20 protein-coding genes and 1 pseudogene are annotated in these 15780 nt (G+C 62.1%); 10 read left to right on the plus strand and 11 right to left on the minus strand.

The features are described 5' to 3' along the window. The 5 genes and pseudogenes from DM807_RS15355 to DM807_RS27715 all read right to left on the minus strand — a co-directional run. Nucleotides 1–413: thiamine pyrophosphate-binding protein (locus DM807_RS15355; protein WP_425326927.1), on the minus strand; the 413-nt coding region annotated here is incomplete at its 3' end. A gap of 156 nt (nucleotides 414–569) precedes the next feature. Next, entirely contained in the window at nucleotides 570–962 is a 393-nt protein-coding gene (locus DM807_RS15360; protein WP_012271777.1) for a Rid family detoxifying hydrolase, read from the minus strand. Nucleotides 963–978: 16 nt separating this feature from the next. Further along, a complete protein-coding gene (locus DM807_RS15365) occupies nucleotides 979–1533 on the minus strand; it encodes a pyridoxamine 5'-phosphate oxidase family protein (protein WP_179027519.1) in 555 nt (184 codons plus the stop codon). Between the two features lie 53 nt (nucleotides 1534–1586). Further along, nucleotides 1587–2291 carry an SDR family oxidoreductase gene (locus DM807_RS15370; protein WP_012271775.1) on the minus strand — a complete coding sequence of 235 codons (705 nt, stop codon included), beginning with the start codon at nucleotides 2289–2291 and terminating at the stop codon, nucleotides 1587–1589. A gap of 242 nt (nucleotides 2292–2533) precedes the next feature. Continuing rightward, a pseudogene (locus DM807_RS27715) lies at nucleotides 2534–2749 on the minus strand (transcriptional regulator CynR); the annotation flags it as partial. Between the two features lie 524 nt (nucleotides 2750–3273). On the opposite strand from DM807_RS27715, the gene pbpG reads away from it, so the two are divergent. Then, on the plus strand, nucleotides 3274–4200 hold the full coding sequence (gene pbpG / locus DM807_RS15375) for a D-alanyl-D-alanine endopeptidase (RefSeq protein ID WP_012271773.1): 927 nt from the start codon (nucleotides 3274–3276) through the stop codon (nucleotides 4198–4200). Nucleotides 4201–4290: 90 nt separating this feature from the next. Here the strand turns inward: pbpG and DM807_RS15380 are convergent, their stop codons facing one another. Continuing rightward, a complete protein-coding gene (locus DM807_RS15380) occupies nucleotides 4291–4737 on the minus strand; it encodes a hypothetical protein (RefSeq protein WP_012271772.1) in 447 nt (148 codons plus the stop codon). 174 nt (nucleotides 4738–4911) lie between these two features. Here DM807_RS15380 and DM807_RS15385 point away from each other — a divergent pair, with 174 nt between their 5' ends. The 9 genes from DM807_RS15385 (at nucleotide 4912) to DM807_RS15425 (ending at nucleotide 12456) form a co-directional block, all read left to right on the plus strand. Further along, a complete protein-coding gene (locus DM807_RS15385) occupies nucleotides 4912–6246 on the plus strand; it encodes a lysine N(6)-hydroxylase/L-ornithine N(5)-oxygenase family protein (protein WP_179027520.1) in 1335 nt (444 codons plus the stop codon). 176 nt (nucleotides 6247–6422) lie between these two features. Beyond that, on the plus strand, nucleotides 6423–7616 hold the full coding sequence (locus tag DM807_RS15390) for a PepSY-associated TM helix domain-containing protein (protein ID WP_012271770.1): 1194 nt from the start codon (nucleotides 6423–6425) through the stop codon (nucleotides 7614–7616). Next, entirely contained in the window at nucleotides 7613–8152 is a 540-nt protein-coding gene (locus DM807_RS15395; RefSeq protein ID WP_012271769.1) for a hypothetical protein, read from the plus strand. The genes DM807_RS15390 and DM807_RS15395 overlap by 4 nt, the downstream gene beginning before the upstream one ends. Beyond that, entirely contained in the window at nucleotides 8149–8469 is a 321-nt protein-coding gene (locus DM807_RS15400; RefSeq protein ID WP_012271768.1) for a hypothetical protein, read from the plus strand. Before DM807_RS15395 ends, DM807_RS15400 begins: the two co-directional genes overlap by 4 nt. After that, the gene (locus DM807_RS15405; protein ID WP_179027521.1) at nucleotides 8466–9035 is read left to right on the plus strand and encodes a DUF6162 family protein; all 570 of its coding nucleotides are present in this window, start codon (nucleotides 8466–8468) and stop codon (nucleotides 9033–9035) included. Before DM807_RS15400 ends, DM807_RS15405 begins: the two co-directional genes overlap by 4 nt. Nucleotides 9036–9051: 16 nt before the next feature. Next, nucleotides 9052–9954, plus strand: coding sequence for a metal ABC transporter substrate-binding protein (locus tag DM807_RS15410; protein WP_012271766.1), 903 nt, complete (start codon nucleotides 9052–9054; stop codon nucleotides 9952–9954). Further along, the gene (locus DM807_RS15415; RefSeq protein ID WP_012271765.1) at nucleotides 9951–10697 is read left to right on the plus strand and encodes a metal ABC transporter ATP-binding protein; all 747 of its coding nucleotides are present in this window, start codon (nucleotides 9951–9953) and stop codon (nucleotides 10695–10697) included. Before DM807_RS15410 ends, DM807_RS15415 begins: the two co-directional genes overlap by 4 nt. Next, nucleotides 10697–11596, plus strand: a complete 900-nt coding sequence (locus DM807_RS15420) for a metal ABC transporter permease (RefSeq protein ID WP_012271764.1) — start codon at nucleotides 10697–10699, stop codon at nucleotides 11594–11596. Before DM807_RS15415 ends, DM807_RS15420 begins: the two co-directional genes overlap by 1 nt. Beyond that, entirely contained in the window at nucleotides 11593–12456 is an 864-nt protein-coding gene (locus DM807_RS15425) for a metal ABC transporter substrate-binding protein (protein WP_179027522.1), read from the plus strand. The genes DM807_RS15420 and DM807_RS15425 overlap by 4 nt, the downstream gene beginning before the upstream one ends. A 125-nt stretch (nucleotides 12457–12581) precedes the next feature. Here the strand turns inward: DM807_RS15425 and DM807_RS15430 are convergent, their stop codons facing one another. The 5 genes from DM807_RS15430 to DM807_RS15450 all read right to left on the minus strand — a co-directional run bounded on the left by DM807_RS15430 (nucleotide 12582) and on the right by DM807_RS15450 (nucleotide 15742). After that, nucleotides 12582–13664: a DUF1615 domain-containing protein gene (locus DM807_RS15430; RefSeq protein ID WP_425326928.1), complete on the minus strand. Its 1083-nt coding sequence runs from the start codon at nucleotides 13662–13664 to the stop codon at nucleotides 12582–12584. After that, on the minus strand, nucleotides 13661–14212 hold the full coding sequence (locus tag DM807_RS15435; protein WP_012271761.1) for a hydrolase: 552 nt from the start codon (nucleotides 14210–14212) through the stop codon (nucleotides 13661–13663). The genes DM807_RS15430 and DM807_RS15435 overlap by 4 nt, the downstream gene beginning before the upstream one ends. Nucleotides 14213–14269: 57 nt before the next feature. After that, nucleotides 14270–14989 carry an alpha/beta fold hydrolase gene (locus tag DM807_RS15440; protein WP_179027524.1) on the minus strand — a complete coding sequence of 240 codons (720 nt, stop codon included), beginning with the start codon at nucleotides 14987–14989 and terminating at the stop codon, nucleotides 14270–14272. Next, nucleotides 14986–15207 (minus strand): MbtH family protein, encoded by a 222-nt coding sequence (locus DM807_RS15445; protein ID WP_003256222.1) that lies wholly within the window; start codon nucleotides 15205–15207, stop codon nucleotides 14986–14988. Before DM807_RS15445 ends, DM807_RS15440 begins: the two co-directional genes overlap by 4 nt. 133 nt (nucleotides 15208–15340) lie before the next feature. Further along, nucleotides 15341–15742 (minus strand): hypothetical protein, encoded by a 402-nt coding sequence (locus tag DM807_RS15450; RefSeq protein ID WP_012271759.1) that lies wholly within the window; start codon nucleotides 15740–15742, stop codon nucleotides 15341–15343. Nucleotides 15743–15780: the final 38 nt, after the last annotated feature.

Below are 15780 nucleotides of genomic sequence, written 5' to 3' on the forward strand. Positions count from 1 at the left end.
TCCAGGTGTACCGCCCCCGGCTTTTCTTCTTCGGCCAGGCGGAAGGCTTCGCGCATGCGCGACGGGATGTTGTCGGCCGAGGCGAACTGGTGGGTGTACTTGGTGATGGGGTCCATCATGCCGCACACGTCAATGATCTGGAAGCGGCCCTGCTTGGACTTCTTGATCGGCTTCTGCCCGGTGATCATCATCATCGGCATGCCGCCCAGGTAGGCATAGGCGCTGGCGGTGACCAGGTTGGTGGCGCCAGGGCCGAGGGTCGACAGGCTGACGCCGGTCTTGCCGGTCAGGCGGCCGTAGGTGGCAGCCATGAAACCTGCAGACTGCTCGTGACGGGTCAGTACCAGCTTGATCTTCGACTTGCGCAGGGATTCGAGCAGGTCGAGGTTTTCCTCGCCGGGAATGCCGAACACGTACTCAACACCTTCACTTTCCAAACATTGCACAACGAGATCAGCTGCCTTGGCCATCTATTTGCCCTGCCACTATCGAGAGTGAGCCACGCGAGCAGATGACGAAACATCTGCCCGGTGCTGAATGAGTTTTATGATAAAGAGGAAACTTGCGGATTATGCTGTTTTTCGAGGAAGCACTAAGGTGGCGTCAATAGCAACCAAAGCATTCAACGCGAGCGCCGATACACCCACGGTAGCTCGTGCTGGGTAAGGCGCTTCAAAGTAACGGCCCATTATTTCGTTCACGACACCAAAGTGCGAGAGTTCCGTGAGGTAAATAGTGAGCTTTCCTACGTCAGAAAAACTACCGCCTGCGGCTTGTGCTACTGACTGGAGGTTCTCGAATACCTGAATGGTTTGGGCTTCAATGCCTTGAGCCAATTCCATCTTTTCAGGGTGAAGCGCGATTTGCCCTGTCAAGAACACCAACTCACCCATGTGGACTGCTTGCGAATACGGGCCAATAGCTTTCGGCGCCTGGTCACTGTGGATAGCGATTCTGCTCATTAAAATTGATCCTGCCTTAGGGAGCGATCCAACCCGCCTGCCAATGGTCGCCTTGCAAAATGAAGCGTGCCCGTTGGTGGATATCCTGGGTAAGATCGAGCCACTCTATTTGTCGTAGGTGGACAGCCAGTAAAGCGAAATTCTTGAAACCATCCATGTGCGTTTCGTAAGCTGTTGAAGGTGAAGAAATAGCCTCACCGGGTATGCGTCCATGGCGAAAGAGCGCTTGAGTTCGTCCTCGTGCCTGCTCCCAGTGCCTGGCAAGGAGCGACACATCCGACAACGGCTCACCTAGGCCTTCAACCCGAAGTTGACGCTTGCCAGACGGGTCGACGGAGGTAATGCCGACTCTAGGTTCGGCCAGTATCTCTGCAAGTTTCGCCGAGCGCTTGTCCACATAAAAGATGATCGACTTCGTACACGCATCCGCATGTCGCAAGACAACAGTGCTTACCTTAGGTTGCCCTTCAGTATTGACGGTGGCCAGTTGCATCAAGCGATATGGATTTGGAATACCGCCAACAGGTATGGATAAATCTGACCATACCTTAGCCAATATCAGATCAAGCATGACAATCGCCCAAAATGAAAAAGGGCCGCGTACTGCGTGCGGCCCGGAGGCATTCAGACGCTGCGGGTAACGCCGCCGTCGACCTTGATGTTCTGGCCGGTAATGTAGGCTGCCCCTTCGCTTGCGAGGAAGGCGATAGTGGCGGCAATTTCCTCACTGGTGCCATAGCGCTTGAGCGGCACACCTTCTCGACGCTGTTCGGTAGCTGGGAGGCTGTCGATCCAACCAGGCAGCACGTTATTAATGCGAATGTTGTCAGCGGCGTACTTGTCAGCATAGATTTTGCTGAACGACGCCAAACCGGCACGGAAAACTGCCGAGGTAGGGAAGAGTTCGCTTGGCTCGAACACCCATGCAGTGGAAATGTTGATGATTGCACCACCGTTCTGGCGCTGCATGTACGGGGTCACCAGCCTCACAGGACGAATTACGTTGAGCAGGTATGTCTCCATACCCTGGTGCCAGTCTTCGTCGCTGATCTCAAGGATCGGTGCCCGCGGACCATGGCCGGCGCTGTTGACCAACACATCGATACGGCCCCATTTATGAATGACTGCGTCGACGAGGCGCTGCAGATCTTCATTTGACTGGTTACTGCCGGTTACGCCAATGCCGCCTAATTCCTGCGCCAGGGCCTCGCCCTTGCCAGATGAAGAGAGAATACCGACCTTGAAGCCATCGGCAGCCAATCTACGTGCTGCCGCCGCTCCCATGCCGCTACCACCGGCAGTGACTATTGCTACTTTTTCTACTGACATACATCCTCCTGAGTGAGGCGTGGACGGGTTGTTGGTGAAATGAGACTAGCACCGCTCAGCACCGCTCAGAGAGACAGCAACCCTTCTTCATGCCAGTAGATAATCTATAGTCTTGTTTGTTCAAGCAGCCAGATTCGAACGATATCGAGGGCCGCCTGCGGGTGAGCGTTTCGTGGCCAGGCCAGACAATAGGCATTGTCCTAGCTCGTCGGCGGCTACCCGAAAATTCAAATGACGGGCTGCTACGTCATCTGAGTGGAGCAGCCTGGCGCCTCAAGGTGCTTGGCCACTTTTTTCGCCAGTTCGACAAAGGCCCTCGCTGCAGCCGTTTGGTAAGCCCCTTTTCGTTGCATCAGAACAGCAGTGCGTTGCAAGCGCTGCTGGTCCGGCTCGATAGCGACCAACTGCTCGTGAGCCAGGGCGATGGTAGCCGGCAACAAGGTCGAGAGCGTGGTCCGGCCGTTTGGATCGAGGGCGGCGTGATAGCGACCGTAGCACTACAGCGCCGCTACTTGGATCCGCGCCGCCAGCGCATCAACGCTTGTCGTGCAACTCAGCCGGCCAAGCACTGAAAAGCAGGTACATACCTGGGCCACCTACCCAAGCCCAGTTGCTGCTTGGCCACACTACCGTCGCAGCGATCCAGGCTACGATCAGCGCTATCCCGGTGCGCCGACGGCGCCTTGGCGTGAGCCACTCTTGCAAAGCCTTATGTCTCTCCCGCAACCTCATTACCACTCTCCCTGTTTGGTAAGCGGCGAGCATACCACCACGAAACAATTCCGCTGACGACTGGGCCGAATTGCGAATCTGGAAAAGTACGTGATTGGTTAAAAATTGGTACAGGATTAAATATCGTTCACTTTGCGCCCTTTAGTCATAAGGCATTCGACAGCAATTCAGCCATACTCCAGAATGCATCGGTTTTAGGGGGAAAACCCTTGCACAGCCAACGACATACCAACTTTTAGTGAGCCTCAACGTGAAAACATCCCTGTCCATCCTCAGCCTGCTGCTGTTGCTCACAGGTACCGCGACCCTTCCGTCGACTGCTGCTGCACAACCCCCGGTCCAGGCTCAACGAGACCCGTCCAAGCTGCACCTGGCTTCAGGCAGTGCCCTGCTGATCGACCTGAACAGCAACCAGGAATTGTATTCGAGCCACGCCGACCGCGTGGTGCCGATCGCCTCGGTAACCAAGCTGATGACAGCGATGGTGGTGCTGGATGCCAAGCTGCCCATGGATGAAATGCTCACCATGACCATCGCCAACAACCCGGAAATGAAAGGCGTGTATTCGCGCGTGCGCCTGGGCAGCCAGCTCGACCGCCGCGAAACCTTGCTGATTACCCTGATGTCGTCGGAAAACCGTGCGGCCAACAGCCTGGCCAACGCCTACCCCGGCGGCTACCCGGCGTTCATCAAGGCCATGAATGCCAAGGCCCGCAGCCTGGGTATGGCACACACCCGCTATGTTGAGCCGACTGGCCTGTCGACGCAGAACGTGTCCACCGCACGCGACCTGGCCAAGCTGCTGATGGCCTCGCGCAAGTACCCGATGCTGAGCGAGCTGTCGACCACCCGCGAAAAGACCGTGGCCTTCCGCAAGCCCAACTACACCCTGGGCTTCCGTAACACCGACCACCTGGTGAACAAGAGCAACTGGGACATCAAGCTGACCAAGACCGGCTTCACCAACGAGGCCGGGCATTGCCTGGTGCTGTTGACCCGCATGGACAATCGCCCGGTAGCCATGGTCATTCTCGATGCCTTCGGCAAGTACACCCACTTCGCCGATGCCAGCCGCATGCGTCAGTGGCTGGAAACCGGTGCCGCCAAGCCGGCGCCAGCAGTGGCCATGCAGTACAAGGCGGACCGGCAGAGCAAGGGCCGCTTGGTGACCGAATAACCACTACCTGCTACTACGCGCGTGTCTGACGGAGCGGCCCATCGCGACACATGGCCGCTCCTACAGGGACTGCGCATGCCGGCGGGATGATCAGGCCGTGGCGCTGACCATCCCGCCGGCACTGCTGCCACCCTCTTGCTGCAACAGCTCCAGCAATTGCGCCGTGGCTGCCATGATCTGCCCATTGATGGTGGCAATGCTCGCCTGCTTGGCGCCCACCGCAGCCGCCTTGGCGGCCTCGTCCATCTTGCTGTTCTGCAGCGCAGCCAATTGCTTCTGCTCTTCAGCCAGTTGTTTCTGCAGATCCTTGATCAGCTGACGCAGCTCGGTCACGGCCTGCGACTCGCCACTGTCTTCAGTGTCAGTGGATTGCGCCTGGCTACCCGCTGAAACTTTCATGCTGTCACTGCTGATGCTCAGTGGCCCCAGTGCCTCACCGGCCTGTTTTGCCTGTTCGCGTTCAGTCGCTGCGTTGGCGCTCAGCGTCTGCGCTGAAACGCCGTTGATCATCAGGTTGCTTGCCGTTATTCCGCTCATGTCGATTCCTTGCCAAAAAGATCGGTCCTTGCCGTAACCACCCTATCGGCCGCCTCATGCAGTTCTTGAGCCCGCTTAAATTCCCCCCCGCCTGGCTCGTTCCAACTCATGTACTTGCGCAGGAGCCGGAGCCCCGGCGGGCGTCCATATTCGACCATTCAGGGAATCGCAGCCATGAGCCAGCCCTCACAGCAGGAAACCATCAAAGATCTGATCGGCGTGGGCTTCGGCCCTTCCAACCTGGCCTTGGCCATCGCCCTGGAAGAACTCGCCGAGTCTCAGGGCCATGCCCTCGACGCACTGTTCATCGACAAGCAACAAGACTACCGCTGGCACGGCGAAACCCTGGCCACCCAGAGCGAGCTGCAGATCTCGTTCCTGAAAGACCTGGTGTCACTGCGCAACCCCACCAGCCCCTACAGCTTCGTCAACTACCTGCACCAGAAGCAGCGCCTGGCCGACTTCATCAACCTCGGCACCTTCTACCCCTGCCGCCTGGAGTACAACGACTACCTGCGCTGGGCCGCCGAGCATTTCGCTACCCAGGCGGTGTATGGCCAGGAAGTGTTGCGCATCGAACCGGAATTGAATGCCGGCCGGGTCGAGCACCTGCGCCTGGTTTCACGTGACGCGCAAGGCCGCGAATACAGCCGCCGCACCCGCTCGGTGGTGGTCGGCAGCGGCGGCACGCCGAAAATCCCGGAAAAGTTCGGCGCCTTCAAGGACGACCCACGGGTGTTCCACCACTCCCAGTACCTGAGCAGCCTGAACAAGCTGCCGTGCACCGACGGTAAACCCATGCGCATCGCCGTGATCGGCTCAGGCCAGAGCGCCGCTGAGGCGTTCATCGATCTCAATGACAGCTACCCGTCGGTCAAGGTCGACATGATCCTGCGCGGGTCGGCCCTCAAACCCGCCGACGACAGCCCGTTCGTCAACGAGATCTTCTCACCGGATTACACCGACCTGGTCTACAACGAACCGGCCGACCAGCGCAGCAAATTGCTGGGCGAGTACCACAACACCAACTACTCGGTGGTCGACCTCAACCTGATCGAGCGCATCTACGGCATCCTTTACCGTCAGAAGGTCGCCCACCAGCACCGCCACAACGTGCTATGCCGGCGCCAGGTGGAAGCGGTGGTGGCCACCCGCGAAGGCCTGGAACTGACCTTGCGCGACCTTGCCACCGGCCAGCAGCAAACCCACCGCTACGATGCCGTGATCCTCGCCACCGGTTACGAGCGCCGCTCGCACCGTGACCTGCTGGCGCCACTGGCCGGTTATCTGGAGGACTTCAGCGTCGACCGCAACTACCGTGTACTGGCCAGCCCCGACCTGCAGGCCTCTGTTTACTTGCAGGGCTTCTGCGAAAACAGCCACGGCCTGAGTGACACGCTGCTTTCAGTGCTGCCGGCCCGCGCTGCGGAAATTGGCCGGGCGCTGTACCAGGACCTGGCGCAGCTGCACGGCAAGCCGCAAGCGGCGGTAGCCCTGACCCGCGCCTGAACCCTCTGCAACAAGCCTTCAAGGCCGGACTGACGCCGCGTGCGCCGTCCGGCCTTCGTCTTTTGAAACATTTGCTTTCATTTTAAAAGGCAGGTTTTCAATTCTCATTCGTCCTTATCAGTACAGCCCTCTTTGGTTGGGCACACGCTCGACCACCCATTGCAGAAGACCGTCTGATGGCCAAATCACCGAAAAAATCCAAATCCAGGCTGTGGTTCCTGGTCCACAGCTGGCTTGCCTTGCCGATCTGGTTCTTTGTCCTGATCGTCTGCTTCACCGGCATGCTTGCCGTGGTCAGCCAGGAAATCGTCTGGCTGGCCGACTCGGCCGTGCGCGCCAACAAGCCAGACGCGGACGTGCAACGCATGAGCTTCCAGCAGGTGCTGGAAGCCTTGCACAAGGCCGAGCCGGATATGGTCGTGGACCGGCTCAGCCAACCCGATGGCTCGCACTTCGCGGTAAAGGCCAATGTCACCCTGCCAGACGGCACCAGCCCGACGCTGTACGTAAACCCCTACACCGGCGCCATCCAGGGCAAGACCCCTGACTTCAACTTCGAAGCCTTCACCCGGGCCCTGCACGGCTGGTGGCTGGTGCCGTTCACCAATGGTTTCAGCTGGGGCTGGTACCTGGTGTCGCTGCTCGGCCTGCCGATGCTGGCCTCGCTGGTCACTGGCCTGGTTGTGTACAAAAAGTTTTGGAAGGGCTTTTTCAAACCCGTGCGCACCGGCCATGGCTCGCGGATTTTTTGGGGTGACTTGCACCGCCTGGCCGGGGTGTGGTCGATCTGGTTCATTGCGGTGATTTCCATCACCGGCACCTGGTTCCTGATCCAGGCGATACTGTTCGACAACCACATCACCATTTCCAGCCGGCCCATAGTGCCGGTGATCGCCCGTGAGGACGTGCCGCAAACGCCGGATGGCAGCCCTGCCCCGCGCATCAACCTGGATGAAGCTGCGCGCATTGCCGGCCTGGCGATCCCGGGGCTGGAGATCAACTCCGTCTCGCTGCCCGCCACCGCCTACAGTCACGTCACCCTGTCCGGGCCAGGCTGGTACCCGTTGATGTTCCAGAGTGCGTCGGTAAACCCGTATACAAGCAATGTCGACAGCCAGTTCGAAATCAGCGACCGCTCGGCCCTGGAGTTCGTCACCGAATCCATGCGCCCGCTGCACACCGGCGATTTCGGCGGCCTGCCAATCAAGCTGATCTGGTTCTTCTTCGGCCTGGTCCTCACCTTGATGGTATTCAGCGGCCTGCTGATCTGGACCAAACGTACCGCCCAGGCCACCGCCGCCGCCCTCAAACGCAGCGAGCGAGCACCCCGTGCGGCGCGCAGTGAAACCACCGTGGAGATCCATTCATGAGCCAGGCCCAAGCCCTGCCCGCCAGCCCGCTGAAGCAGCTTTGGCTGAAGTGGCGTTTTCACCTGAATATTCTGCTGATCCTGATTCCGCTGGGTTTCATGCCCAAGTACTTCGCCGACGCCAAGCTGTTTCGCGGTGACGCCGGCCTGGGCGCCAATGTGATCAGCAACATCCAGGTCGGCCCCTACAGCCTCGACCTGGCCGAACTGCGTGACGAAGCGCCTCGCGCCGATGGCCCGGCCGGCTTCTTCAAGTCGTTCAACGCATCGCTGTGCAAGGCCTGCATCAAGGACGTCAAAGCGGCCTACCTGCGTATTGGCAAGCCTCGCAGCCTGCGCGCCGCCGGCACCATCTTCTTCGGTGCACCGTACAACATGGGCACCTCGCTGCCGATTCCACCACGCACCAAACCCGACGCGCAGATCTGGATCACCCTGGAAGGCTGGGACGGCAGCATGCACCAGGCGTCAGTCCCCCTGGCCAAGGCATCGCCAGCCACCGTGGCCTGGCTCGAGAAACAAGGAGGCAAGAAATGAAAAACCTGATGCGCACCCTCGCCCTGCCCTTCATGGTACTGGCCGCCGGCCCCGCCCTGGCGCACAACCCGATGTGCGAATGCGAAGCGCTGGCCAGCGGCCAGGTCAAGTGCACCGGCGGCTTCTCGGACGGCAGCGGTGCCCCTGGGGTGACCCTGGATGTGATCGGCTATGACGAACAGGTGCTGGTCGGCGGCAAGCTTGGTGACGATTCGACGCTGACCTTCAAGCGCCCGGACGGTGAGTTCTATGTGCTATTCGACGCAGGCCCCGGGCACGTGGTGGAAGTCGACTACGCCGACATCGCCCAGCCATGAGCCGCGCCCAAGTGATTCGCCCGGCCGGCGCCGGGCACGAAACCCTGTACGTGCTGCTGGCCAGCCTGTTGATCGTGGTGCTCGCCGCCAGCGTGGTGCTGCTACGCGGTGAGCGCGAGGACGAACAGACCATCGCCAGCCACCAGATCGACGCCCGCCGCGACCTCACCGCCGCCGAGCAAGGCCTGTACACCGACTTGCGCGTGGCCTTCGACGAAATCCAGCTGCTGCGTGAAGAAAATGGCGTCGTACCCAGCGTGCAGGCCCTGGCCGAGGAAGGCCTGCCACCGTTCGTGGTCGATACCGGCAGCCAGAGCCGCGGCGGCCACCAATGGTCGTGGCTGGAGCCCGGCGCCTACCTGGGCCGCAGCCAGGCCCCCGAGGTCGCCGGCAGCCTGCTGCTGATCCTGCCCGCCGACAGCACCGGCCAGGCCGATGTCTGGCTGCGCCGCGACAGCGCCGCCGTGATCCCGGACGACCTCGGCCAGGCCACCCTGATCGCCGCCGGTTGGCAGCAGGTCGTCAGCCATTACGACGCCGGGGTTACCCGCGAACACCGTCACTGAACCCAAGGACTCCCCCATGCTCCGCTCCGCCCTCGCCCTGCTCCTGGCCTTTGCCCTGCCGTCACTGGCCCTGGCCGATAACGGCAAGCCGCTGCGCATCGGCATCACCCTGCACCCCTACTACAGCTACGTGAGCAACATCGTCGGCGACAAAGCCGAAGTGGTGCCGTTGATTCCAGCAGGCTTCAACCCCCACGCCTACGAGCCACGGGCCGAGGACATCAAACGCATCGGTACGCTGGACGTGGTGGTGCTCAATGGCGTGGGCCACGACGACTTCGCCGACCGCATGATCGCCGCCAGTGAAAAGCCCGGCATCACGACCATCGAAGCCAACCAGAACGTACCGTTGCTGGCGGCCACCGGCATTGCCGCACGCGGCGCCGGCAAGGTGGTCAACCCGCACACCTTCCTGTCCATCAGCACCACCATCGCCCAAGTCAACAACATCGCCCGCGAACTGGGCAAGCTCGACCCGGACAACGCCAAGCTGTACACGCAAAACGCCCGCGCCTACGCCAAGCGCCTGCGCGCCCTGCGGGCCGAGGCCCTGGCCAAGGTCACCGAAGCTCCCAGCGCCACGTTCCGCGTGGCGACCATCCATGCTGCCTACGACTACCTCGTGCGTGATTTCGGCCTGGAAGTGACCGCAGTGGTCGAACCGGCCCATGGCATCGAGCCCAGCCCGGCGCAGCTGAAAAAGACCATCGACCAGCTCAAGGCACTGGACGTGCGGGTGATCTTCTCGGAAATGGACTTCCCGTCGGCCTATGTCGAAACCATTCAGCGTGAGTCCGGCGTGCGCCTGTATCCGTTGACCCATATCTCCTATGGCGAATACACCAAGGACAAATACGAGGTGGAAATGAAGCGCAACCTCGACACCGTGGTCCGTGCCATTCAGGAGAACCGCGCATGACCGTAGCCGCCAACCTGCTGGCAGCCTGCGGGCCACGCATCGAGTTCGCCGGTATCGACCTGACGCTAGGCCGCACCCGCATCCTCGAACAGGTCAGTTTCAGCGTTGCCGCAGGCAGCGTGCACGCCATCGTCGGCCCTAATGGCGGCGGCAAGAGCTCGCTTATCAAGACCCTGCTGGGGCAGATGCCGCATCAGGGGCAGCTGACCCTGCATTGGCCGAACGAGCGCGAAGTGATTGGCTATGTGCCGCAGGCACTGGAGTTCGACCGTGGCCTGCCAATGACCGTCGACGACTTCATGGCCGCCATGTGTCAGCGTCGCCCGGCCTTCCTCGGCCTGTCGCGGCGCGTGCAGCCGGCTATCGACGCGGCCCTGGCGCGGGTCGGCATGCTCGACAAACGCAAGCGGCGTATGGGGGCGTTGTCAGGCGGCGAGCGCCAGCGCGTGCTGCTGGCCCAGGGCCTGATCCCCGAGCCGCAGTTGCTGGTGCTGGACGAACCCATGTCAGCGCTCGATGAAGCGGGTATCCAGGTGTTCGAACAATTGCTGCTTGGCTGGCGCCAGGTTGGCACAACCGTGCTGTGGATCGAGCATGACCTGGAAGCTGTGCTGCGCCTGGCCGACCGAGTGACGGGCCTGAACCGCCAGGTACTGTTCGACGCCCCACCCGCCCAGGCCCTGACCCCGGAGCGCCTGCTCGGCCTGTTCTCCGTTCACCCGCGTAGCGAGAGCCTTGCCTGATGAGTTTTGAATTCTTTCGCCAAACGGTCCAGGACTGGGCCACTGCCGGCTACCTGCCCGAGGCGCTGGCCTACGGCTTCGTGGTCAACGCCCTGCTGGCCGGCCTGATGATCGGCCCGGTGCTCGGTGGCCTGGGCACCCTGGTGGTGGTCAAGCGGTTTGCCTTCTTCTCCGAAGCGGTCGGCCATGCCGCGCTGACCGGCGTGGCCATCGGCATCCTGTTGGGCGAGCCCTACACCGGCCCTTACGGAAGCCTGTTCGGCTACTGCCTGCTGTTCGGCATCCTGCTCAACTTCCTGCGCAACCGCACCGGTCTGTCGCCGGACACGTTGATTGGCGTGTTCCTGTCGGTGTCGCTGGCGCTGGGCGCCAGCCTGCTGTTGATGCTGGCAGGCAAGATCAACGTGCATATCCTCGAAAACGTGCTGTTCGGCTCGGTGCTGACCGTCAGCGGCCAGGACCTGGTGGTACTGGGCATCGTCGCAGTGCTGGTACTGGCCTTGGCCTTGCCGCTGTACAACCGCATCATGCTGGCCAGCTTCAACCCACAACTGGCGGCTGTGCGTGGGGTGGCGGTGAAAACCCTGGACTATCTGTTCGTGGTGCTGGTGACCTTGGTAACCGTGGCCGCAGTGAAAGTGATCGGTGCCATCCTGGTCGGTGCGCTGTTGGTGATTCCTGCCGCCGCCGCTCGCCTGGTCAGCCAGTCACTCAAGGGCTTTTTCTTCCTGTCGGTGCTGATTGCCACCATCAGCACCCTGTTCGGCATCCTGTTGCCGATCGTGTTCGACCTGCCGGTGCCGTCAGGTGCCGCGATCATTCTGGTCGCCGGTCTCTGTTTCGCCCTGGCCGCCCTGGCCCGCGCCCTCGTTCCCCGCCTGCAAGGAAACCCGGCATGAACTTCAAACGCCTGACCCTGGCACTAGCCCTGGCCGGCCTGCCATCGCTGTCTTTCGCCACGCAAGTGCTGACGACCCTGCCCGTCACTCACAGCCTGGCCAGTGCCCTGCTCGGCGGCACCTCGGTACAGCTCAAGCAGGCAGCACCGGCCAACCTGCCGGCCAGTCGCCAGCCGTCATACTTCAGCGGGCGTGGTGGCGCCAGCCTGCACAAAGCCGCACAGCAAGCGGATGCGGTGATCGGCGTGCGCTCGATCTGGCGTGACGACCCGCTGTACCCGATGGCCCGGCGCAGCAACATCCGTATTGTCGAGATCGATGCTGCGCGGCCGGTGGACGGCGCGCTGCCAGGTATTGCGGTCACGGGTGACGATGCCTATGGCGCCTACCCCTGGCTCAACCCGACCAACCTCGGGCGCATGGCCGATGTAGTAGCCAATGACCTGGAGCGGCTGGCACCGGACGAAAAGACGAAGATCCAGGGCAACCTGGCGGGGCTCAAGCGCCAGTTGCTGGAGCTATCGGCCAGCAGCCAGACGCGTCTGGCCAAGGTCGACAACCTGACGGTGGTGAGCCTGTCCGAGCGATTGGGCTACCTGGCCAGCGGGTTGAATCTGGACGTGGTGGAGCAGCCGCTGCCAGCCGAGTGGGATGCTGCCGCGCTCAAAGCGCTAGGTGAAAACCTGAAAGCGCAGGATGTGGCACTGGTGCTGGACCACCGGCAGCCAGACCCCGCGGTGGCAGAGGTGATCGAGGCGGCCGGGGCTAAGCTGGTGGTGGTTGAGAGTGACCCTGAGGATGCGTTTGCAGGGCTGAAGGCTAGCGTGGAGCAGGTGGTTGGGGCATTGGGCGAAAGCTGATGTCGCCTGTGCTGGCCTCTTCGCGGCTAAAGCCGCTCCTACAGGGACCGCGCAACCTTAGGGTCCGGCCACATTCCTGTGGGGGCGGCTTCAGCCGCGAAGAGGCCGTTACAGGCAACGCACTGCTACCGCTTCATGCACCGCTGGTAACGCTCATCCACCCGCCCTGCGAACCACGCGGTAGTCAGCTTGCGAGTGATCTTGGGGCTCTTCAGTTCAATCCCCGGCAACACCGCCCGTGGCACCGGCTTGCCAGTCTTGGCATCCGCCAGGGCAAACACCCCACTGTAGAGCTTGCTGTCCTCGAACGCCAAGCTGTCGCCCTCCTCCAGCTGGCTGCGAATCTGCGGGTTACGCAACCCCAGCTTCACCCCAAGCTTGCGCGCCACGAGCTCAGTAGTGCCTGGCATGATCGAGCCCGGCGCGATCAAGTCACCGTCCAGGGCCAGCGGCGCACCCGTTACTCTGCTCAACGCCGCCTGGAACGCCGCATTGCGGCTGGCGTACCAGCCCGCGTTGAAATCGGCAAAGCGATAAAGCTGGCGCTCGTAGTTGGCCGGGTAGCCCAACAGGTGGGCAATACCGAAGTACATGCCGCCGCGCCGAGTGAACACCTCCTGGCGAATCGTACCGCCATGGCTGTAGGGGTAATCCGTTGCATGCTTTTCGGCAAAGTCGATGCTGACCTGCATCGGCCCGCCGGTGTGCACCGGGTTCAGCCCGCCCAACAAGTTTTTGCCCAACGGCACGCGGGCAATGACCTCGTCGTACAGTTCGCTCAACTGCTTCTCGCTGCGCACTGCCTGCAAACGCTGCTGGTAGCTCTGGCCGTTACCCGAAGGCGCCTTCAGCGCACCGTCGACCAACAGTTTGGGAATGTGCAGGCGTGCAGCGCGGCGGTCGATTTCCTCGCGGGCGATACGCCCCAGGTTGGGCACCTGCGGATCGGCCGTGAAGGTCGACTCCTGCTCGGTTACCGCCAGCACTGCGCACAGGTTGCTTTTGCTGGGGGCTATGCGCTGCGCTGCAAAGGCCACTTGAATATCCTGGGCCCAACCCTCGCGATCCTTGGCCTGGGCAGGCAGCAATCGCAGCAGCTGTGCGCGGACCTTGGCCGGGTCCGCTTCTGGCGCTTCTTCACGACGCCCGGCGCAGCCTTGCAGCAGCGCCAGGGCCATCACCCCCACAGCCAGTGCCCGACCGTTCAGGGCTGTTCACCGACCAGGTAGGTTTTGCTGATGTGGCGGAACAGCGGATGGCTGGCGCTGCCCAGCAGTTCGAATAGCACCATCTCACGGGTCACCACTTGCGCCCCGGCGGCACGCATGCGAGCCAGGCCTGCCGCCTTGCTGGCCGAGGTTCGGCTGTCGCAGGCATCTTCGACCACGAACACCTGCTTGCCCAGCCCCAGCAGGCCGAGCACGGTCTGCAGCACGCAGACGTGAGTTTCCATGCCACAGACGATCACCTGCTCACGCGCCATCAGGCTGGCTGGCAGACACTGCGCGGCCACGCAGGAAAAGTGGCTTTTCTCCACCACCTCGGCGGCCGGTGCTGCGGCCAGCAATTGCGCCAGGGTATGGCCCAGGCCCTTGGGGTACTGCTCGGAAATCACCGTCGGCAGTTCCAGCTCGGCAGTCGCGGCCAGCAACCAGCGGGCCCGCGCCCGAGTGCCTTCGGGGTCGCTCATGGCGCCGATGAGTTTTTCCTGGATGTCGACGACCAGCAGCGTGGCCTTGAGTGGATCGATCAGCATTGTCTGCCCCTTGCCTGGGAAAAGCCCTAGCCTCCCCCAGGCAAGCGGTGACGTCAATCAGGCGGACAGCCGAAGCGGCTGCAACGACGCGGTCAGCGCGTCGAGCACGCGGTCTTCATGCTCATGGATGAAGAAGTGCCCACCTGGGAACATCTGCAGCGAGAACTTGCCGTGGGTTTCCTTGCGCCAGGCCTGCAGTTGCTCGTCGCTGGCCCGGTCATCCACGCCACCCAGCACATGCAGTGGGCACTGCAACGCCGGCCGCTGGCGGTAGGCGTAGGTGCCGCACAACAGAAAGTCGGCACGCAAGGTCGGCAAGGTCAGGCTCATCAACTCGGCGTTCGCCAGCACTTCCTCGGGCGTACCCTGAAGCTCGCGCAACTCGCTGATAAGCTCGGCGTCACTCTTGGGCTCGCGCCAGTTCTTGCCGTCGTAGTCCTCACGCCGCGTGGGTGCCGCCGTGCCGCAAGCGAACAGCGCCAAGGGTGGCGGGCAGCCCAACGCTTGCAGTTCATGGGCCAGCTCGAAGGCCAGCAGCGCGCCCAGGCTGTGCCCAAGCAGCGCATAGGGGGCGCTGGCCGCCAGGCGCTGTTCGCGGGCCAGTTGCCGGGCCAGGGCTTGCATGTCGGTGCGCAGCGCCTCGGCCATGCGCGCGCCCCGCCCAGGCAGCTCTACCGGGCGCACTTGCAACCACGCTGGCAGCTTGCGCCGCCAGCGGCTGTAGACCATGGCGCTGGCGCCGGAGTACGGCAGGCACAGCAGGTTCAGCGTGGTCACTGGGCGGCGGCTTCGGCCATTTTCTGGCGCAAGCTCAGCGGGCGCATATCGGTCCAGACCTCATCGATGTAGGCCAGGCAGTCCTTCTTCAAGCCGCTCTTGCCCACCGCACGCCAGCCGTTGGGGATGGCCTTGTAGTCGGGCCAGATCGAGTATTGCTCTTCGTGGTTGACCACTACCTGGAACTGGATATCGTCGCGGTCGAAAACGGAAGTCATTGCCTGTCTCCTTGAATGATGAGTACCGCTGCGGGCTTCGCGCAGGGGGGCTTTCAAGTAGACGTGGGAGGCTTCGGAAAAATTAAGGCGCTATGGTTTGTTTGCGCCGCCATGTGCATGACTCACTCCTCTCTCAACCGTCACGCAGCAGGTCGTAGGTATCGAGCAGGCGGTAGGCGACCTGCGGGTTGCGCTCCAGCCCACGCCGAATGGCCGCCGGGATCGACTGCCTGGTTTTGCGGCATAGCCCCGGCTGATCATCCAGCTCGATGACGATGCCGCGCATGGTGCGCACTTCGTTGAAGCCGGGGGCGATGTGTACGCGGATGCCGAGGTTGTCGTACAGACGCTGCTGCAGGCGCTGCAGGTCTTCGAGGTCCTTGAGGTTTTCCAGGCGTTCGAGCAGGCGCTTTTCTTCCTGGCGGGTCAGCAGGAGGATGCGTTGGGCGGCCTGCGGGTGTTCGACCAAGTGTTCCCGGCCGCAGTCGCAGGCGCCAGGGGGGCAAGGTTGGCGTAGAGGCGGTGGTGTGGTCATGGAGCAAGCATAGCCCGGCAAAGGCCTCTAAAAAAACT

Origin of the sequence: Pseudomonas hunanensis (genome assembly GCF_013393325.1) — a bacterium.
Classification (GTDB): domain Bacteria; phylum Pseudomonadota; class Gammaproteobacteria; order Pseudomonadales; family Pseudomonadaceae; genus Aquipseudomonas; species Aquipseudomonas putida_P.